This window comes from Streptomyces sp. NPDC002825 (assembly GCF_040295385.1).
Taxonomy (GTDB): domain Bacteria; phylum Actinomycetota; class Actinomycetes; order Streptomycetales; family Streptomycetaceae; genus Streptomyces.
Genome location: NZ_JBEOVH010000005.1, coordinates 66,644 through 82,459, shown reverse-complemented (window position 1 = coordinate 82,459; position 15,816 = coordinate 66,644). Strand labels below are relative to the sequence as shown.

8 protein-coding genes and 1 pseudogene are annotated in these 15,816 nt (G+C 69.1%); 4 read left to right on the top strand and 5 right to left on the bottom strand.

Annotated features, from left to right (window positions below):
- The first annotated feature begins 406 nt into the window (after positions 1-406).
- Positions 407-4,129: a S8 family serine peptidase gene (locus ABT041_RS08855; RefSeq protein WP_351181280.1), complete on the top strand. Its 3,723-nt coding sequence runs from the start codon at positions 407-409 to the stop codon at positions 4,127-4,129.
- 108 nt (positions 4,130-4,237) lie between these two features.
- Here the strand turns inward: ABT041_RS08855 and ABT041_RS08850 are convergent, their stop codons facing one another.
- The 3 genes from ABT041_RS08850 to ABT041_RS08840 form a co-directional block, all read right to left on the bottom strand.
- Positions 4,238-5,182 (bottom strand): helix-turn-helix domain-containing protein, encoded by a 945-nt coding sequence (locus tag ABT041_RS08850; protein ID WP_351181277.1) that lies wholly within the window; start codon positions 5,180-5,182, stop codon positions 4,238-4,240.
- A 167-nt stretch (positions 5,183-5,349) separates the two neighbouring features.
- Positions 5,350-8,145 (bottom strand): S8 family serine peptidase, encoded by a 2,796-nt coding sequence (locus ABT041_RS08845; RefSeq protein WP_351181274.1) that lies wholly within the window; start codon positions 8,143-8,145, stop codon positions 5,350-5,352.
- Between the two features lie 49 nt (positions 8,146-8,194).
- On the bottom strand, positions 8,195-9,553 hold the full coding sequence (locus ABT041_RS08840) for a hypothetical protein (protein ID WP_351181271.1): 1,359 nt from the start codon (positions 9,551-9,553) through the stop codon (positions 8,195-8,197).
- A 144-nt stretch (positions 9,554-9,697) separates the two neighbouring features.
- On the opposite strand from ABT041_RS08840, the gene ABT041_RS08835 reads away from it, so the two are divergent.
- On the top strand, positions 9,698-10,300 hold the full coding sequence (locus tag ABT041_RS08835; protein ID WP_351181268.1) for a QsdR family transcriptional regulator: 603 nt from the start codon (positions 9,698-9,700) through the stop codon (positions 10,298-10,300).
- A gap of 518 nt (positions 10,301-10,818) precedes the next feature.
- Here ABT041_RS08835 and ABT041_RS08830 read toward each other — a convergent pair.
- Together ABT041_RS08830 and ABT041_RS39015 are read right to left on the bottom strand one after the other, a co-directional pair.
- A complete protein-coding gene (locus tag ABT041_RS08830) occupies positions 10,819-10,941 on the bottom strand; it encodes a hypothetical protein (RefSeq protein WP_351181265.1) in 123 nt (40 codons plus the stop codon).
- Positions 10,942-11,222: 281 nt separating this feature from the next.
- A pseudogene (locus tag ABT041_RS39015) lies at positions 11,223-11,333 on the bottom strand (HipA family kinase); the annotation flags it as partial.
- A 455-nt stretch (positions 11,334-11,788) separates the two neighbouring features.
- Here ABT041_RS39015 and ABT041_RS08825 point away from each other — a divergent pair.
- Together ABT041_RS08825 and ABT041_RS39010 are read left to right on the top strand one after the other, a co-directional pair.
- Complete coding sequence (locus ABT041_RS08825) at positions 11,789-13,570, top strand: eCIS core domain-containing protein (protein WP_351181262.1); 1,782 nt, start codon at positions 11,789-11,791, stop codon at positions 13,568-13,570.
- A gap of 116 nt (positions 13,571-13,686) precedes the next feature.
- Entirely contained in the window at positions 13,687-15,786 is a 2,100-nt protein-coding gene (locus ABT041_RS39010) for an eCIS core domain-containing protein (RefSeq protein WP_502976414.1), read from the top strand.
- The last annotated feature ends 30 nt before the right edge of the window (positions 15,787-15,816 follow it).

Below are 15,816 nucleotides of genomic sequence, written 5' to 3'. Positions count from 1 at the left end.
TGGTTGACGTTTCGGGCGACGAATCAGACACCGGACAGGACGACCGTGCGCCGCGGATAGCACCTACGGAAGGGGATGCCCCAGCGCCCGCGGGACATATCCTCCTCGCACACGTCTGCGGCGAGCGCGGGCGGCGGTTCCGCGGCGGCACGGGCGCCTTCCGCCTCGACGCGAGGATGACCTCCCCCTGCCTCCTGAGTGCACCGCGGGCGAGGAGTCAGCGCGGGGCCTGGTGGACCGCTACCCCGCGCCACCGACCCATCGGCGGCGCGGACGGCCACAGGCAGCCGCCGAAGATCCCGACCGCGAGATCACACGCTCATCCGTCTGTCGTGTTGCCGACATGGCGGTGATCGGACAAGCCCCGTTGCTGCGCGGAGTACTCCTCTCCGGATAGACCCTGTGCATGACATCCATCTCCAGACGCCCATCCGTGCTGGTGGCTACCGCTGCCGCGCTCGCATTGGGCACCGGGCTGCTCCCGATGGTCGCGACGAGCGCCCGCGCCTCCGACGCGGTAGCCACCACCGCCGCTCCCCGTGAGCAAGGTCCGTCGTACGACGTCACCCTCATCACGGGCGACCGCGTTCACTTCACCGACCTTCCGGGGAACCAGGACGTAGTCACCGTGGACCCCGCCGTAGGTGCCGCGGGCAGCGTGCACGTGCAGACCTACGGGACGGCCACCTACGTCATCCCCGACGAGGCGCTCCCGCTTCTGGCCGCAGGTCACCTGGACCAACGGCTGTTCAACATCACCGAGCTCGTCGCGATGGGGTACGACGATGCTCGCTCCGCGGGCATACCCCTGATCGCGACGGCACCGCGCACTCGATCCGCCAAGGCTCCGGTTGTGCCGGACGGCGGCACCAAGGTACGAGAGCTGCGCAGCATTCGGGCGACTGCCATGAAGGCCGACAAGAAGCGGGCAAGGATCTTTTGGGAGGACGTCACCTCCGGGACCTCGATTCCGAAGAGCCTGACCGGCGGTACCGCGAAGCTGTGGCTCGATGGCAGAGTCGGTGTGGCTCTGAGTGAGTCGGTACCGCAGATCGGGGCTCCCGAGGCGTGGGCAGAGGGTTACGACGGCGAGGGCGTCAAGGTCGCGGTGCTCGACACCGGCATCGATGCCGGTCATCCGGACTTCAAGAACAGGATCGCCGGTTCGAAGAGTTTCATCCCTGGTGAGGAGGTCGACGACAGGCACGGCCACGGCACGCACGTCGCCTCGACCATCGCCGGCTCGGGTGCGGCGTCCGGAGGCGCGAAGAGGGGCGTTGCCCCGTCCGCCGATCTCTATGTGGGCAAGGTCCTGGCCGACGGCGGTTCCGGTGTCGACTCCGGTGTCATCGAGGGGATGGAGTGGGCGAAGGCGCAGGGCGTCGATGTCGTCTCCATGAGCCTGGGCGGGGGTTTTGGCTCCGACGGTGATGATCCGATGTCCCAGGCGGTGGACGCTCTGTCCGCCGGCGGCGGTCCGCTGTTCGTGGTCGCGGCCGGCAACGCCTCTGGTGTGGGCACCATCGGTGCGCCGGGCGCCTCTCGCTCGGCGCTGACGGTCGCAGCTGTGGACAAGACCGACAAGCGGGCTTCGTTCTCCAGTCAGGGGCCGCTCGTGAACTCCTATGGCTTGAAGCCGGACATCTCACCCCCGGGCGTCGACATCTCCGCCGCGGCATCGCAGTTGGTGCCGGGAGTGGCCGACATGTACCGGTCGATGAGCGGCACTTCGATGGCCACCCCGCACGTCGCGGGCGTCGCCGCCATCCTGAAGCAGGCCCACCCGGACTGGGACGGCGCGCGTGTCAAGGACGCGCTGATGACCACCTCCAAGAAGTTGAACGCGTACAAGCCGTACTCGATGGGGACCGGGCGAGTCGATGCCGCCGCGGCGGTGGGTTCCTCTGTGGAAGCCACCGGTTCGGTCCCGGCGGCGGTGTTCAAGTGGCCACACGTGGCCACAGAGACCGCCCATCGGACCATCACCTACCGCAACACCGGCGCCACCGACGTCACCCTGAACCTGAGTACGGACACATTGGACCCGGCGTACCACCTGTCCGTCTCCTCTCTCACCGTGCGTCCCGGTGGCACCGCGAACGCGACGCTGACCCTTGACCCGTCCACCGTCCCGAACAACACCACCTTCTCCGGGCAGGTCATAGCCGCCGACGCCACGACCGGAAAGGTCGTCGCGCACACCGGCTTCGCGCTGTTCAAGGAGCGTGAACTCTACGACTACACGATCAGGCTGACCGGCCGTGACGGTAAGCCTGCCGCGGACACCGTCATGATCAGTTTCAGAGGCGCTCTTCAGCCCCTGCCAGTCGCCGTGGAGGGCGAGCGAACACTGCGTCTGCCTCCGAACACGTACACCGCCTGGAGTTACGTCGATGTCCCGGGTGACACCGCAGACTCCCTCGGCTTCGCCCAGCTGACGGATCCCGAGACGATCCTGCGCGACGGACCCGCCACCGTGCACCTCGACGCGACCAGCGTGCGCAGAATCGACTCCGTCCCCCAGCGAGAAGCGGAGACCACTCAAACCATCCTGGACTACCGCAGAACCTTCACCGACGGATCGGGCACCCACGGCCGAACCTTCAGCAACGCGGTGGTTCTGAGTCCCCGGTACGACGCCGTGTACGTGCAGCCCACCACACCCGTCACGGACGGCAACCTGAGCTTGCTCACCCACACGAAGCTGAGAGAGAAGTTCCTCGATGCCGAGACCGGAACCGGCCGGAACATCGCGCTCAGTCCTCAGTACGGCACCGCTTACCACGAGGGTCGGAGACTGCTCCGGACCGTATACGCCGGCAACGGCTCGGCGGCTGATTTCGCCGACCTGAACGCCAAGGGCAAAGCCGTCATCGTGGACCGTAGTGCCGTGGTCACGGGCGAGACCAGGGCGAAAGCCGCCGTGGACGCCGGCGCCGCCATGCTCATCACGGTCAACAACGCCCCTGGCAGACTCTTCGAGTACTTCGGCGAGAATCCCGGCCTCGGCATCGCCACGGCCGGGCGACTCGACGGCGAGCGGCTGATCGCTGAGGCGAAGGCTGGCGACGGCACCCTCAACATTCAGGAGAAGCGCTATCCGGACTATCGTTACAACCTCGTCCAGGGCTTCGACGGCATCATCCCGGATCGTCCGCTGACCTACTCCCCCGGCCATGACGACCTGGCCAGGATCGACACCAGCGTCTACGGCCGGAAGGGCCAAGTCTCCTTCGGCACGCGCCACTTCATCCCTTCCTGGGGTCCTGGCGTCGGACTGTACGAGTATGACAAGTCACCCGGCACAGTCACCGAATACGTCACTCCTCAGCCGGATGGCCTCGGCTTCTGGTACGAGGAGCATTCAGTCGACCGAAACGGCGACGTGTCGCTCGCCGCGACCAGCGAGCGCAGCCCGCATCTGTACTACGAAGGCGGAACGCTCTACAAGCAGCACTGGTTCAAGCCCGTCCAGGCTCCCAGGCTCGGGTCCGGTTTCTGGGAACCTTTCCGCAACGGCAACACCTTGCAGTGGAACATTCCGGCGTGGTCAGGCAGTGGAGCGGGGCACACCGCGAGTGGCTACAACCCCTATGACGGCAGCATCGCGTCCCAGCTCTACCAGGGCGACAGGCTGCTGAGGTCCGTGAACGGCCAGTCCGGCGTCGTGACCAGCCTGCCCGCGGAGAGCTCGCCGTACCGCCTGGTCCTCGAAGCCTCCCGCGACAGGACAGCGTTCCCGACTTCCACACGTACCCGAACCGAATGGGGCTTCGTCTCCGGTCATCAACCCACTGGCAAGTCGCCGATCGACCTCCTGAACCCCGTCTACGAGGTGGACACCGACCTGCACGGCAACGTCCGAGCCGGTCACAAGATCGAACTGGGTCTCGGCGCCGCCACCTACCCCAAGGGGGTCGAGGCCACCGGCGCCGCCCTCCAGGTGTCCTACGACGACGGCGAGACCTGGCGACCGGCCACTCTGCAGAAGACGGCCGGCGGCCGCTGGAAAACCGTTCTGAACACCCCGTCCGACCCGTCGGTCTACGTCTCCCTACGGATGACCGCCGATGGCCCTGACGGCCTGACCGTCACTCAGGAAGTGATCCGGGCCTTCGGCACGAAGTAGCGGCACGGTCCACGTCACGGCGGCCTCCGCGCGAGACGCCGCCGTGACAGGGCCGTTCGTTCTCACGGCCTTGGCAAACGCAGTCCGCGAACGCCGTGGCGCCGGTGTTCAGGCCCAACCATGGTGACGAGCATGCCATCCGAGCTGCAGCCGGGTGGTGACCCCGGCGCGGGCCATCAGTGCTTGCAGGCGTCGCTGGACGGTTCGCGCGGAAAGATCGAGCTGGCCTGCCACCGCGGTGTCGGTGAGGCCGGCGAGCAGCAACCTGAGGATGCGGGTGTCCAGCTGGTCGATGTCGAAACGGTGCTCCTGGTAGGGAATGGCCCGCTCCCATACCGCGTCGAACAGCGCCTGGGCGACGTTCGCCATCCCGCCTCGCAGGACAAGGCTGGGATCGACCTCCGCTCCCCTGCCCAGCAGCGGAAGCATGGCCACCTCGCCGTCGCAGAGAATCATCTTGAGGGGTATCTCAGGTGTGGTCCGGACCCGGACGCCGTCATCGAGCGAGCGGTCGACGTTCTCCGTACCGCCCGGTTCTGTCAGGAACGCCTGGTCTATCACTGCTCGTACCCGCACGCTGCGTGCGAGCACCGTGGATTCCTCGGTGTTTCCGGGCCCCACCGCCCGCGCCAAGCCGGTCGAGAAGACGTCAATCGTTCGCGTGGCGGCGAGCTGCAGCTGGATGTAGCGCTGTCTCACCGCGTCCACCCCCTCCACAACCTCAACCAGTTCCCGCTGCGCGCGGTCGAGGGTGCCCGTCCGGTAGGTCTCGACCAGCTCGGCCACAGCCAGTTCGGCCCGCTGCAGGCGTTCGCGGTGGGCGGCGAGTTCGGCGCCGAGCGCGATGGCGGGCGGGGCTGCGAGGTACGTACCGTCGGCTTCCCGCGCGGCGGCCAGGCCGGCTGCGGTCAGCGAGCGCAATGCGGCTGCGGCCCTGGCAGGGGGCAGCCGCGCGGCCTCGGCCACCGCGTCGGTACCCGTGGACGGTTGAGCGATGAGCGTGCGGTAGACCGCCTCCTCGTCGGACGTGAGTCCGAGGTCCTGCAGCGCCATGCGCACTCTCCGAATCTTGCCCCGTGATGCTTGCCGGTCGGATTGTCAGAGGTCACGGCGCCGAGCCGGGGACGGGGGCGACAGCCGCCCGGCCACACCCAAGACCGAACCGCCGACCGGTCTGGCACCCCGATCGGCGGTTGTCTCACTTCGCTGTCCGTGCGTCCTCAGCGGGCCAGGGTGATCTGCGGAGAGGTCCAGGTCTGGACGCTCGGTGCTCGGTCGCTGTCAGCGAGCGCCTTGTCGAAGACCAGACGCAGCCGGTACACGCCGGCCGGCGCCGGAGAGCCATCCTCGATGGTGGCGTCCCATCCCAGGAAGTCCATGCCGGTTCCCGCGCCGGAGTTGCGCGCCACCCACGACGCGTCATGCGGCGTGGCGACGACACGGCCCGCGGGATCCAGGACCTCGAGACGCAGCCGCTCGAGCAATGGGAAGCCGTGCGACAGCATGACCCACGCCTTGTCGTTGGCCGTGGAGGCATCAGTGAAGTCGACGACGATCGGCTCGCTCCTACCGAAGGAGTAGTACCGCGGGCGCAGAGCGGGATTGTCCAGAGTCTTGTTGATTTCGGTGAATGTCGGGTTGATCGCGGAGACGGCGTCGAAGTCTCCGGCTACACCGAGGTATGGCACCCTCAGCTGGGGCGCGTCCGTCCCGTCCGCGGTGAACTCGATCCAGCCGCCGAACAGAGTGCCGGCAACGACCCCCTCGGGCTGTTCGAACCTGACCGTCACGGAACCACTGCCGCCCGGTGTGAGCGTGATCCGGCCGTCGCCGTCGAACCTTGCCGTACCGACGGCGTCCGTGGGCATCCACTGGGCGGTGTAGGGCGGAGCGGCGGAGACGGCGGATCCATGACCGATCCTATAGGTCAGCGGCTGGTCGGTGGGGTTGTGCAGGGTGATGCGACGGACCTGCTGTCGTCCCTCCGTGTCCCCCAGCGGCAGCTTGCCCGGGCTGACTGTCGGCAGCTCGCCGACGGCCGAGGACAAGGCTGCGAGCGCGTCGATCCGGCCAGCGCCCTGCTGAGCGACGGGCTGCCGCCCGCGCTCGGGCGCTCCGGTCATGGCGAGCGGTGTCGCGGTGCTCAGGAGTGCCGTCCGTACCTGCTCCGGTGTCAGCCCTGGTGTGGCCTCGAGCAGCAAGGCCACTACTCCCGCGGCGTGCGGCGCTGCCATGGACGTGCCGGACATGACCCCGTACCAGCTTCGCGACGGCGGCAGAGCGGAGTAGATGAAGCCGCCCGGTGCGGCCACGTCCGGCTTGAACTCCAGTTCGTTGCCAGGCCCCCATGAGGAGGAGTGGTCCATCAGGCCGGCTACCTGCGAGGGCAGCGGAGAACCCGCATAGGCACCCCAGGTGAGTGCCGCGACCTCGGGTGCGGCGGCTCTGATGCGCTGGGCATCGACGCCTCGGATCGAGACGACCGGGATGCCGATGGCCCTGCAGCACGGCGAGCCCGGCATGGTTCCCGGTTCTAGGCGAGGGTTGTGGTAAATCGCCGCGACGGCGCCCGCTGCCTCTGCTGTGCGGGCCACGTCCATCGGCTTGCAGTAGAGCCCGGCAGTGCCGGCTGGGGACGTGAACAGGGCCACGCGGCCCGCAAGGCTGCCGGCGGGAAGAGCGTCGCAGCCGCTGGCTATCTCAGTGACCGGTGCGCTGCCCGCAGCGGGTGCGATCGGGCCGAGGCCGACCGGCTGGAACGGGACGGGAGCCTTCGCGTCGTCGTTGAGAAGGAAGGCGAGGGAGGGCAACCTCGTGCTGTACGTGCTGCCGACGGCGATGGCGCCGTCGGCGACCGCGGGGGCGCCGGCGTTGAACGGGCCCGCGTAGCCGTTGCCGACGGCGACGACGACAGGCGTGCCCGAACCGACGAGGGCGTCGACGGCCTGAGAGATCAGGTCGTTGCTGCGTTCTCCCTTCGCTCCGAGACTCATGTTCACGAGATCCACCCCGTCTGCGGCGGCACGATCGAGCGCGGAAATGACCGTCTCGTCGGTGGTCGGACCCTTGCCTCCGAATATGCGGTACGCGCGCAGGGTGGCTTCCGGCGCCACGCCCTCGATGTGGGTGTCCCGGCCTGCGACGATGCCCGCTACGTGGGTGCCGTGCCCGGCGGCGGCGGTGTTGAGCTCGTCGTAGGGGTCGGGATCTCCGTCGGCGAAGTCGTAGCCGCCCAGCACCTTGGCGTTGGGAAAGCCGCCCCCGCCGAGTGCGGGATGGTCGTAGGCGATGCCGCTGTCGATGATCCCGACGGTGACTCCCTTGCCGGTCGCGCCCCGCCGATGAGCCTCCGGCACTCCCGTCAGTTCGGTCGTGGTGATGAGTTCACGCCCGGAGGGGGCGCCCGTGGAGCGGGCCGCCGCCTCCGCACTCTCGGCGGCCTTCTCGAGAACCGCGGTCGGGACCGGAGCCGGTGCTTCCGGCGTCTCGTGAACCGTCGGCTCGGCGACCGCGGCGACTCCGGGGACGCCGTCGAGGCGCTCGGCATCGGTGGCCGACAGCCGTACCGAGAGGCCGTTGACCACTTCGCGGTACCGGGTCTTGACCGTGAGGTCGATGCCCGCGTCCCGCGCGGCGCGAACCAGATCCCGTTGGGCCGCGTCGACAGCGCCTCGCGCCGCCGCTCGGTCGGGTGCGGCAACTTTGCGCGCTGCCGGAGCACTGTCGAGTGTGATGATGCGGGTCACTGTCCCGCTGCCGGCGGGCGCTTCCTCCGCTTGCGCCGGCACGCCCGGGAGCGCGAGCGGAAGAAGCAGCAAGCCTGCCGCCGTGGTGATCGAATGTCTGTACATGGTCCGTGATGTAAGTCGACGGGCTCTGCCGGGAACAACCGGCGTGGCTGTCGGATCGTCGCCGTGGCGACTTCTCGACACGGCCCGATACTGCTCCGGATTCGGCGGCTTCCCCGTCATGGATCCGAGCGCTTTGGCGATGGCGAGGCGTGTGGCGCTGGGCATTGCCGTCATGGTCCTTCCGCTACCGGAGACCTGCGCGGACGAGTTGTGTTCAACGGACCGCCGTCCCCAGTGCCTCGAAGGACTCGGTGGTGGTGTAGGTACCGGTAGGCAGGTACGGCCCCATGACGCCGCGCTCGTCGCCAGGGGTTCTGGTGTTCTGTACAGCGTGGGCGAATCCGGAGGACGGGAGCATGTTGCGGATGTTGAGCATGGTGTCGTCCAGGTGCCCTGCGCCATCGCCCTTCGGCGAGAGGCTGAGCCAGTTGACACCGTTCTTGACGGTGGCGTTGGCCGGCCGGTCCTCCGGAAGGCTCAGGACGATGGTGTAGTTCCCGTCGGCGTCGGTGACCAGCTGATCGTCGTACAGGCACGCGACGGCCCTGGTGGTCGCGTAGCTCTCGTTCGAGCACAGGGACCAGTAGCGCAGCTCCGCGTCGAGACGCTTGACTGGACTGCGCAGTGCCGTCGCCGGGGTGACCGGGAGCTTCCCGCGCAGCACGAGGACGTCACCGAAGGCGCGACTGACGTACGTTGAGACGTACTCGTTGTCCTTGTTGGAGTACTGACCTCCTGTCTTCACAGGAGATCCTGTGCACTTGCCCTGGTAGACGCAGGCCAGATTGAAGGCCGGGTTGAAGAACGTGCGCCAGACGGGCTTCGGCTCCGCGGGGAAGCCGACTGGCTTGCCCGGCTGTTCACGCAGCGCCCGGTACGACTTCAGGGGCAGGTTGGTCACCGGTATCTTGTCGCGCTCCTCGGCCTGCACGGCGGCGCACACGTCGGTTCCGGTGAGTGTGGTGCCATCTGCCAGATGGAGCCGGGGGCGCGGCAGTCCCACGCCTCCAGTGGCGTCCCGGTCGCGGTCAGGGAGGTAGACCCGGTACAGGAGCGTCAGCTCCTGCTGCCCGGGGACCCCCGCATAGAGGGTGTTCGGAGCGCGATCGTCGGGATCGGCCGGCGGCTGCTCACCAAGCAGGGTCGCGGTGTAAGCGCGCTTGTGGTTGCCATGCCGTTTGGCGCCCGGCAGGTAAGGATTGCGGGAACCCTCATCCGGCGCGGTGGAGATGTCGTTGAGGGCGTCGGTGGGTGCGTGAGTGGTGTTGTTGTAGCTGTTCAACGACTGATAGCGGGCATGCGCGAACTCGTGCTCGAAAGTGAGGCGTGCGCCCTTGGGCAGGGTGAGGACCGCCCCCCAGTAGCGGGCTCCCGAGTCCGGGAATGCGTAGTTGTCGTCCGAATCATCGACTCGGCCTGTGGGTCCGAACCAGAAGCAGGCGGCGGCCGCGTGCCCTGCGGACTCGGCTCGGTGGAGCTTGGCGGCATCGGCGGTCTGGGGCAGGGAGGCGGCGGTGATGCCGAGGGCCAGGGCTACGGCGGAGACACCGAGTCCGGTCAGCGGTGAGCGCATGGGAGTCCTTCCACGTGCGTCAGGTCATGTGCACGGGTGTTCACGGCGAAGTGTGACGAGACGCTAGCCCCGCATGGAACATGCGTCAATAATGTTCCATGCGGATCATTTCGATGAAGTGTTCACCCTGCGTAGGATGTGACCATGGCACCCGCTGCTGACGAGAAGAACGATGATCCACCGCACCTCGTGCGGCCGAGTCGCGAGTACGCTCTCGCTTTCGCCAGGCAGATGTTCCTGCGCGGCGAGCGCGTCGACATGCAGACGCTCGCCGCGAGGCTCGGGGTGGGCCGGACGACGCTCTACCGATGGGTGGGCGACCGCGAGCGGCTGATCGGCGAGGTGCTCGCCGATCTGACCCGACAGACGTGGCAGTCGGCCACGGAGCAGGCAGAGGGCGAGGGGATAGACCGAGCCCTGGACACCATCCGGCGGTTCATGGTCGCCACGTCCGGATTCCCCCCGCTCCGGCAGTTCGCGGAGAACGAGCCGACACTGGCTCTGCGTGTGCTCATGTCGGACAGCGGAGACGTCAAGCCCGCCCTGCAGGAGGGCATCGAGCAGGCACTGTCGGCCAACCTCGTACACCCCGTGGATCCGGAGCACATCGAGATCATGGTGCAGTTGGGTACGGCTTTGGAATGGGCCCCTGTCGTCATCGGGGAGGCACCGGCGATCGACCGCGCCGTCGCCCTGATGCGCAGCCTCCTCTCCGACGGAAGCCGCCGCGACGGCCTGTCGCACTGACACCGCACAACCTCTACGGAAAAGCCCGCGCCCAGGCGATACCTACATTCCGGGAGGTGCGCTGCAGCCGCCGCAGCCCGACGGAGGTGTCGGAGCGGGTCTCCGGGAGTTTCCTCACCCGCCCAGTCGGCGGTGTGCGCTGACCGAGCGCGGCCGTCCACGAGCGAGTGCCGGCCGACGCATGGGCCTGGAGCGGGCTCTGCTCCGTCGCGCTCAGAGTGCCGACCAGGCTGGGGTTGAGATGCGCAAGGCAAGGTCCCAGGGAGACGGCCTCGGTGTCCAGGTTCGAGACGGCCACCTCCGGAGGGTCGAGGCAAAGGTGGCCGAGGTGGCCGTGGTGGGTACGGATGAGAGGCGCGGCCGCCTCGCCCGCCCCGGGCGGTCGACAATCACGCATGACGACCCATCAGAAACCGCGCCATCCGCACGTCAAACGTGCGTCACGCGCGTCGAACATGCGTCAAGATATCGCACCTAACGCACGTAACGCCCATACGCATACTCAGAGAAACGGCAGGTCAGCGGCCCTTTTCAGCAGGCTCAAGGATCGCCACGCACTCCACGTGGTGGGTCATCGGAATGAGATCGACTTCCAACGGCGGGCTTCGAAGGTGGCCCTGCTCAGGCAGCGTCAGACTCACGCCTTGCGCTCATCCGCTCTGCGCCACGCTTCTGCGCTGCCACCATGGGCAGTCGCTCAGCGTGTCCTTGGCAGCGCCTCCGATGGGATGATGTCCCGTACCACCACAGCCCGCCGCAACCGCACTTCCTGGGGAGGATCTGAGGAGTATCGACGGCCCTGGGGAGCGCGTGGGGAGAATCGACTGCGTAACGCAGCACGATCCCGAAAGACGCTGAAAGACGTATCCGCGCAGGTCAGGGGTGGGCGCCGCCGCATCGATGCAGGTCAGCACCAATAGGTGGACAACTTCATGACGTACGTGCCGAGGTCGTCGGCCTCGACGATCCCGGGGAGCGAGCCGCCTTCACGCAAGGGCGTGACATAGCGGGTCGCTACGACCTCTTCCAACACTTTCCCAGGCCACCCATTCTCTTCAGCCTCACGATCCGCGGACGACTTCTCCGGGGCGTGGAGGGCAGGAATCACCGGTGGACGGCGCTGGAGAGAACCCGGCAAGTTCCGGCCGGAGAGCCGGTCTCCCGGCTCCCCAAACGGACCGAGGGTGATCGTCGGCGAGGAGTGTCCGAGCCACCGGGCCAGGGTGTGGGAGGCGCAGCGCCCGCCGAGGGCACCGACGGTGGACCCGGGACTGCCCTCCGGTACCTGTGTGCGGCGACCGGGGCCGAGGTAGGCATCAGGGAAAGTGGCGGTGAGGTCGGCCCGGAGGGGGTCTGGTGCACGCGAAAGCCAGGGGTCGGGGCGGGGCTCCCGGCGAGCGGGCGGCCGGTGACGAACGTACGGGGCAGGCACGGGGTCAGGGCCAGGCGACCAGGGCAGTCGGGCCCGCCGTGCCAGGACCGGGTGTCGTGTCCCTCGGCCGGGCCGGTGCGCTGCAGGCGGCCATCGGGAACGCGGCCGTGGCACGGGCGGTGCAGCGCGAGCGGCACACGCACGACGCGGACTGCGGCCACGGCCAGGACGCCGCGCCCCGTTCCCTCGTCCCCGACGTGCTCCGGCGGCCCGGGCGGCCGCTCGCCGAGCCGCTGCGGCGGGAGATGGAGGACCGGCTCGGCGCGGACTTCTCCGACGTACGCGTCCACACGGGAGCGACGGCCCAGCGGTCCGCGGCCGAGATCGGGGCGCGGGCCTACACCACCGGCAGCAATGTGGTCATCGGCTCCGGCGGCGCCGACAAGCACACCCTGGCCCACGAGTTGACGCATGTCATCCAGCAGCGCAGCGGACCCGTCTCCGGTACGGACAACGGGGCCGGGCTCGCACTCTCCGACCCGTCGGACGCCTTCGAGCGGGCGGCGGAGGCGAACGCGCGGCGGGTGATGTCCGGCCCGCCGGTCCAACGGGACCCGCAGCGGCGGGAGTCCGCGACCGCGGAACCGGGGCGGCCCGGCCGGGCGGGCGACGGCGCGCCCGTGCAGCGCATGCTGGGCTTCGAGACCGAGGTCAGCCTGCCCGTGCAGGACTCGGCAGGGCACAACTACCCGGGTGACACCGACCTGGCCCAGAGCACGAGGGAGGACTTCAAGGTCGTCTCCGACAAGCGGCTCCTGGGGGCGGGCAGGAAAGGCACGTACTCGAACATCGAGTTCGTGACCGGGGCGGTCAAGGTGGTCGGCCCGCAGAGCGAGTCCGGCCGGGAGCGGCTGGTCCGGCTGGTCGACGAGATCAGGCGGGTCCGTGAGGGGTTCTACGCCGCCGCGGACCGGACACCGCTGGCGGGCATGGCGCTGGACCTGCAGATCCTTCCGGCAGGAGCCGACGCCCGCGTCGCGCCGGGCGTGGGCTATCCCGAGGAGGCGGGCTCGTCCGGCAACGGTGACGGACTGTTCGTGCACTACTCGGTCGGTGTCCCGCTGCGGGGCATGCCGCTGTTCTTCGACCACCTGCGGGAGGCCGCGCCCGACGTGCCGGGGGCGCCGAGCCGCCGGGCACGGTTCCGGCTTTCGCAAGCGGAGGACTTCGCCGACGACATCGTGAAGCTGTACGAGGAGAACAAGGCGACGTACGCCTCGAAGAAGCGCAAGCGCGAGGTGGAGACGGACGAACTCAACGGCTACGCGCAGCTGTTCTTCATGCAGGTCGCGGCGGTGGCCGACTACCTCGCGGAGGACAGGGACTCGGGCCAGATCAAGAACCTGACGGCCGTCCTCTCCCGATCCCGGCTCTCGGACGTGCGCGCGCTGCTCGCCGAGGAGTTCCGCGCCTTCCTGACGGGCACGGCCGAGGAGGTCGTCGACGTCCTGGCCGGTTACCAGGAGAAACCGGGGCAGGGTGACCACGAACTCGAGTTCCGGGAACAGGCGACCCGGGAGATCGACGGGAACCCGGTGTCGCTCATCGACTTCGCCCGGTCCGCGATCCACGGGGACACCCAGGTGGACCAGCAGAGCGTGTTCGGCGGCATGAACCAGATCGCCCCGCACAAGGAGGCGGGCTCGACGATGGTGCCGTTCGAGATCCGCACGATGGGCTCCAACAAGAAGACCTGGGACGAGTTGAAGACGGAGCTGGACAGTCTCGCCCGGTGGGCCGAGGAGGCGTATCAGCACGACCGGGGTCAGAGCAATCCGTCCAGCCGGGCCCGCGGCGGCGCCGGCGGCGGATCCGGCAGCGGTTCCGGCACCGCCTGATCGACGGCCGGTCCTCCTCCGTCTTCCCCCGGTTCTGCCCGAACGGGCATGGCCGGGCGGCCGGGCCGCTGGTAGGCAGGAGGGCGTCCCACCGCGTCTCCCGGGAGGCAGACCCCATGCGCAGCCCCGCTCACCGCAAGGCCTCGGCCGACGCCGCCAAGGACGGCCCCGCCCGGTCCCGGCAGCCAGGCCGGGCCGAGGAGCGGCCCGCAGCCGCGCCGCCGGTCACGAACCCGGCGGCGGGCACTCTTCCGGCGCTCCAGCGAGCCGTCGGCAACGCGGCGGTGACCCGCATGCTCGCCGCCGGCCGCGCCGCCGCGTCCCGGGGCGAGGCTCAGGACGAGGCCGCGCCGGTGCAGCGTGCCGCGGCGCACCAGGTGCTCCGGTCGCCGGGACGGCCGCTCGACGCGTCCGTGCGTACGGAGATGGAGGACCGGCTCGGAGCCGACTTCGGCGACGTACGGCTGCACACCGACCCGGTCGCCCAGCGCTCCGCCGACGAGCTGGGCGCCCGCGCGTACACCTCGGGGAACCATGTGGTGCTCACCGACCGCGGAAAGGACAAGCACACCCTCGCCCATGAGCTGACGCATGTGATCCAGCAACGGCAGGGACCGGTGGCGGGGACGGACACGGGCCACGGACTGCGGGTCAGCGACCCCGGCGACGGGTTCGAGCGGGCGGCCGAGGCGAACGCGCGGCGGGTGATGTCCGGACCGGCCGGCCGCCACGCCACGGAAGAGCACGATCACGGCTCCCGGACCGGGACCGGGCCGACGGCCGGGTCCGGAGGCGTCGTACAGCGCAAGGGCCACGAGGAGCTGGGCAAGTCACTGCCGGCCACGGCCGAGCCGACGCGTGGCGGAGGCCTGTTCGGGCGGGTCAAGGCATCGCTGAACCGCTCCCAGCCGACCGCGAGCGGCCCGCTCGTGACCGAGGTACGCAACGGCATCAAGGCGTACGACGAGGATCCGAACCGCGACGCGATGCACTGTCTGATGGCGCTGACGCAGCTCCAGCATCTGATCGCTCCGGAGGTGGAGGACGCGAACGGCCCGAACCTGGAGTTCCTGACCGCGGCCCTGACCGCAGTCGAGAGCGAACTCCAGGTCGTGCGGGGCCAGATCAGCCGGGACGACAGCCTGCCGGACGCCGCCCGGGAGCCCTTCCGCGCGATGACGGACCAGGGCATGCTCTGGCAGCGCGAGGAGTGGGCCGACAGCGCGGCCGCGTTCAGCATGCGCGGGCCGAGCTACTTCCGCGAGCTGTCCGAGCTCAACCTGGCCGGCATGAACAAGGAGGTCGCCCCGAAGAAGGACGAGGCCTGGGTGACCGACGTACGGACCAAGCTGGGGACGGCGCTGCGGCAGAGCGTGCTCGCCCACTACACGGGCCGGGATCGGGCCGAACAGATGCTCGCCCAGGGACACATGAAGTCCAAGACCGAGCTGCTCCGGGCGAATCCCGGCGCGCCGAACAACTCGGAGGCGTACGACAAGCACGTCCTGGCCAACGAGGGCTTCGTCTTCTTCTTCCTGGAGTACCCGGGCAGCCCGTTCCGCGAGACCCGGTTCGGCGGCGCGGAGCCGGCCCGCATCGAGATCCCGCTGGCCGGCTCCCCGCTGATGACCCAGGGCTGGCTGATGCTCAGCGACTTCGCCCAGCGCGAGTACCCGACGGTGCGGGCGCAGCCCTCCGACCGGGCGCGGACGCAGAGCCGGCTGGGCACCCGGGAGGACCAGTTCTCGCCGGAGTTCACGCTGCCGGTACGGAAGTTCGACGTCGGGGCGACGGCCGCCGCCGACAAGATGGACCACTCGCGGATGATGGACGAGATGGAGAACGAGTCGGACCCGGAGCGTCGCGGACAGATCCCGTTCGTGATGACGCAGGCGCTGGCGGACGAGTTCAGCACCATGACGTACGGGGGCGGGGCGCACGCCCAGGTCCACGAGGAGCGGCTGCGGTCCAACACGCTGATGGGCGCGGACATCGTGCCCGGCCTCGTGGAGCGGGGGATCGTGGAGATCCTGCGGCTGGAGCCGGTCAATCCGGAGCTCGCCGCCCGGCTCAAGGCCATGTCCGGCGAGGAGCTGATGAGGTATCTGCTCAAGGACCTGCTGCGGCCGCAGGCGATGCTGCCGAACACGGTCGATCTCGGCTCGGCCAGGGTCGTGCTGCGCTCGGGACAGCAGCTGACGGTGCCGGTGTCCTGACAGGACCGGCAGGTCCGACGGGGCCGGCAG

What these genes read in the sequence shown, in the direction of transcription:
- ABT041_RS08855 (WP_351181280.1), top strand. Translation starts at nt 407, where the DNA reads ATGACATCCATCTCCAGACGCCCATCCGTGCTGGTGGCTACCGCTGCC.
- ABT041_RS08850 (WP_351181277.1), bottom strand. Translation starts at nt 5,182, where the DNA reads ATGGCGCTGCAGGACCTCGGACTCACGTCCGACGAGGAGGCGGTCTAC.
- ABT041_RS08845 (WP_351181274.1), bottom strand. Translation starts at nt 8,145, where the DNA reads ATGCCCAGCGCCACACGCCTCGCCATCGCCAAAGCGCTCGGATCCATG.
- ABT041_RS08840 (WP_351181271.1), bottom strand. Translation starts at nt 9,553, where the DNA reads ATGCGCTCACCGCTGACCGGACTCGGTGTCTCCGCCGTAGCCCTGGCC.
- ABT041_RS08835 (WP_351181268.1), top strand. Translation starts at nt 9,698, where the DNA reads ATGGCACCCGCTGCTGACGAGAAGAACGATGATCCACCGCACCTCGTG.
- ABT041_RS39010 (WP_502976414.1), top strand. Translation starts at nt 13,687, where the DNA reads ATGCGCAGCCCCGCTCACCGCAAGGCCTCGGCCGACGCCGCCAAGGAC.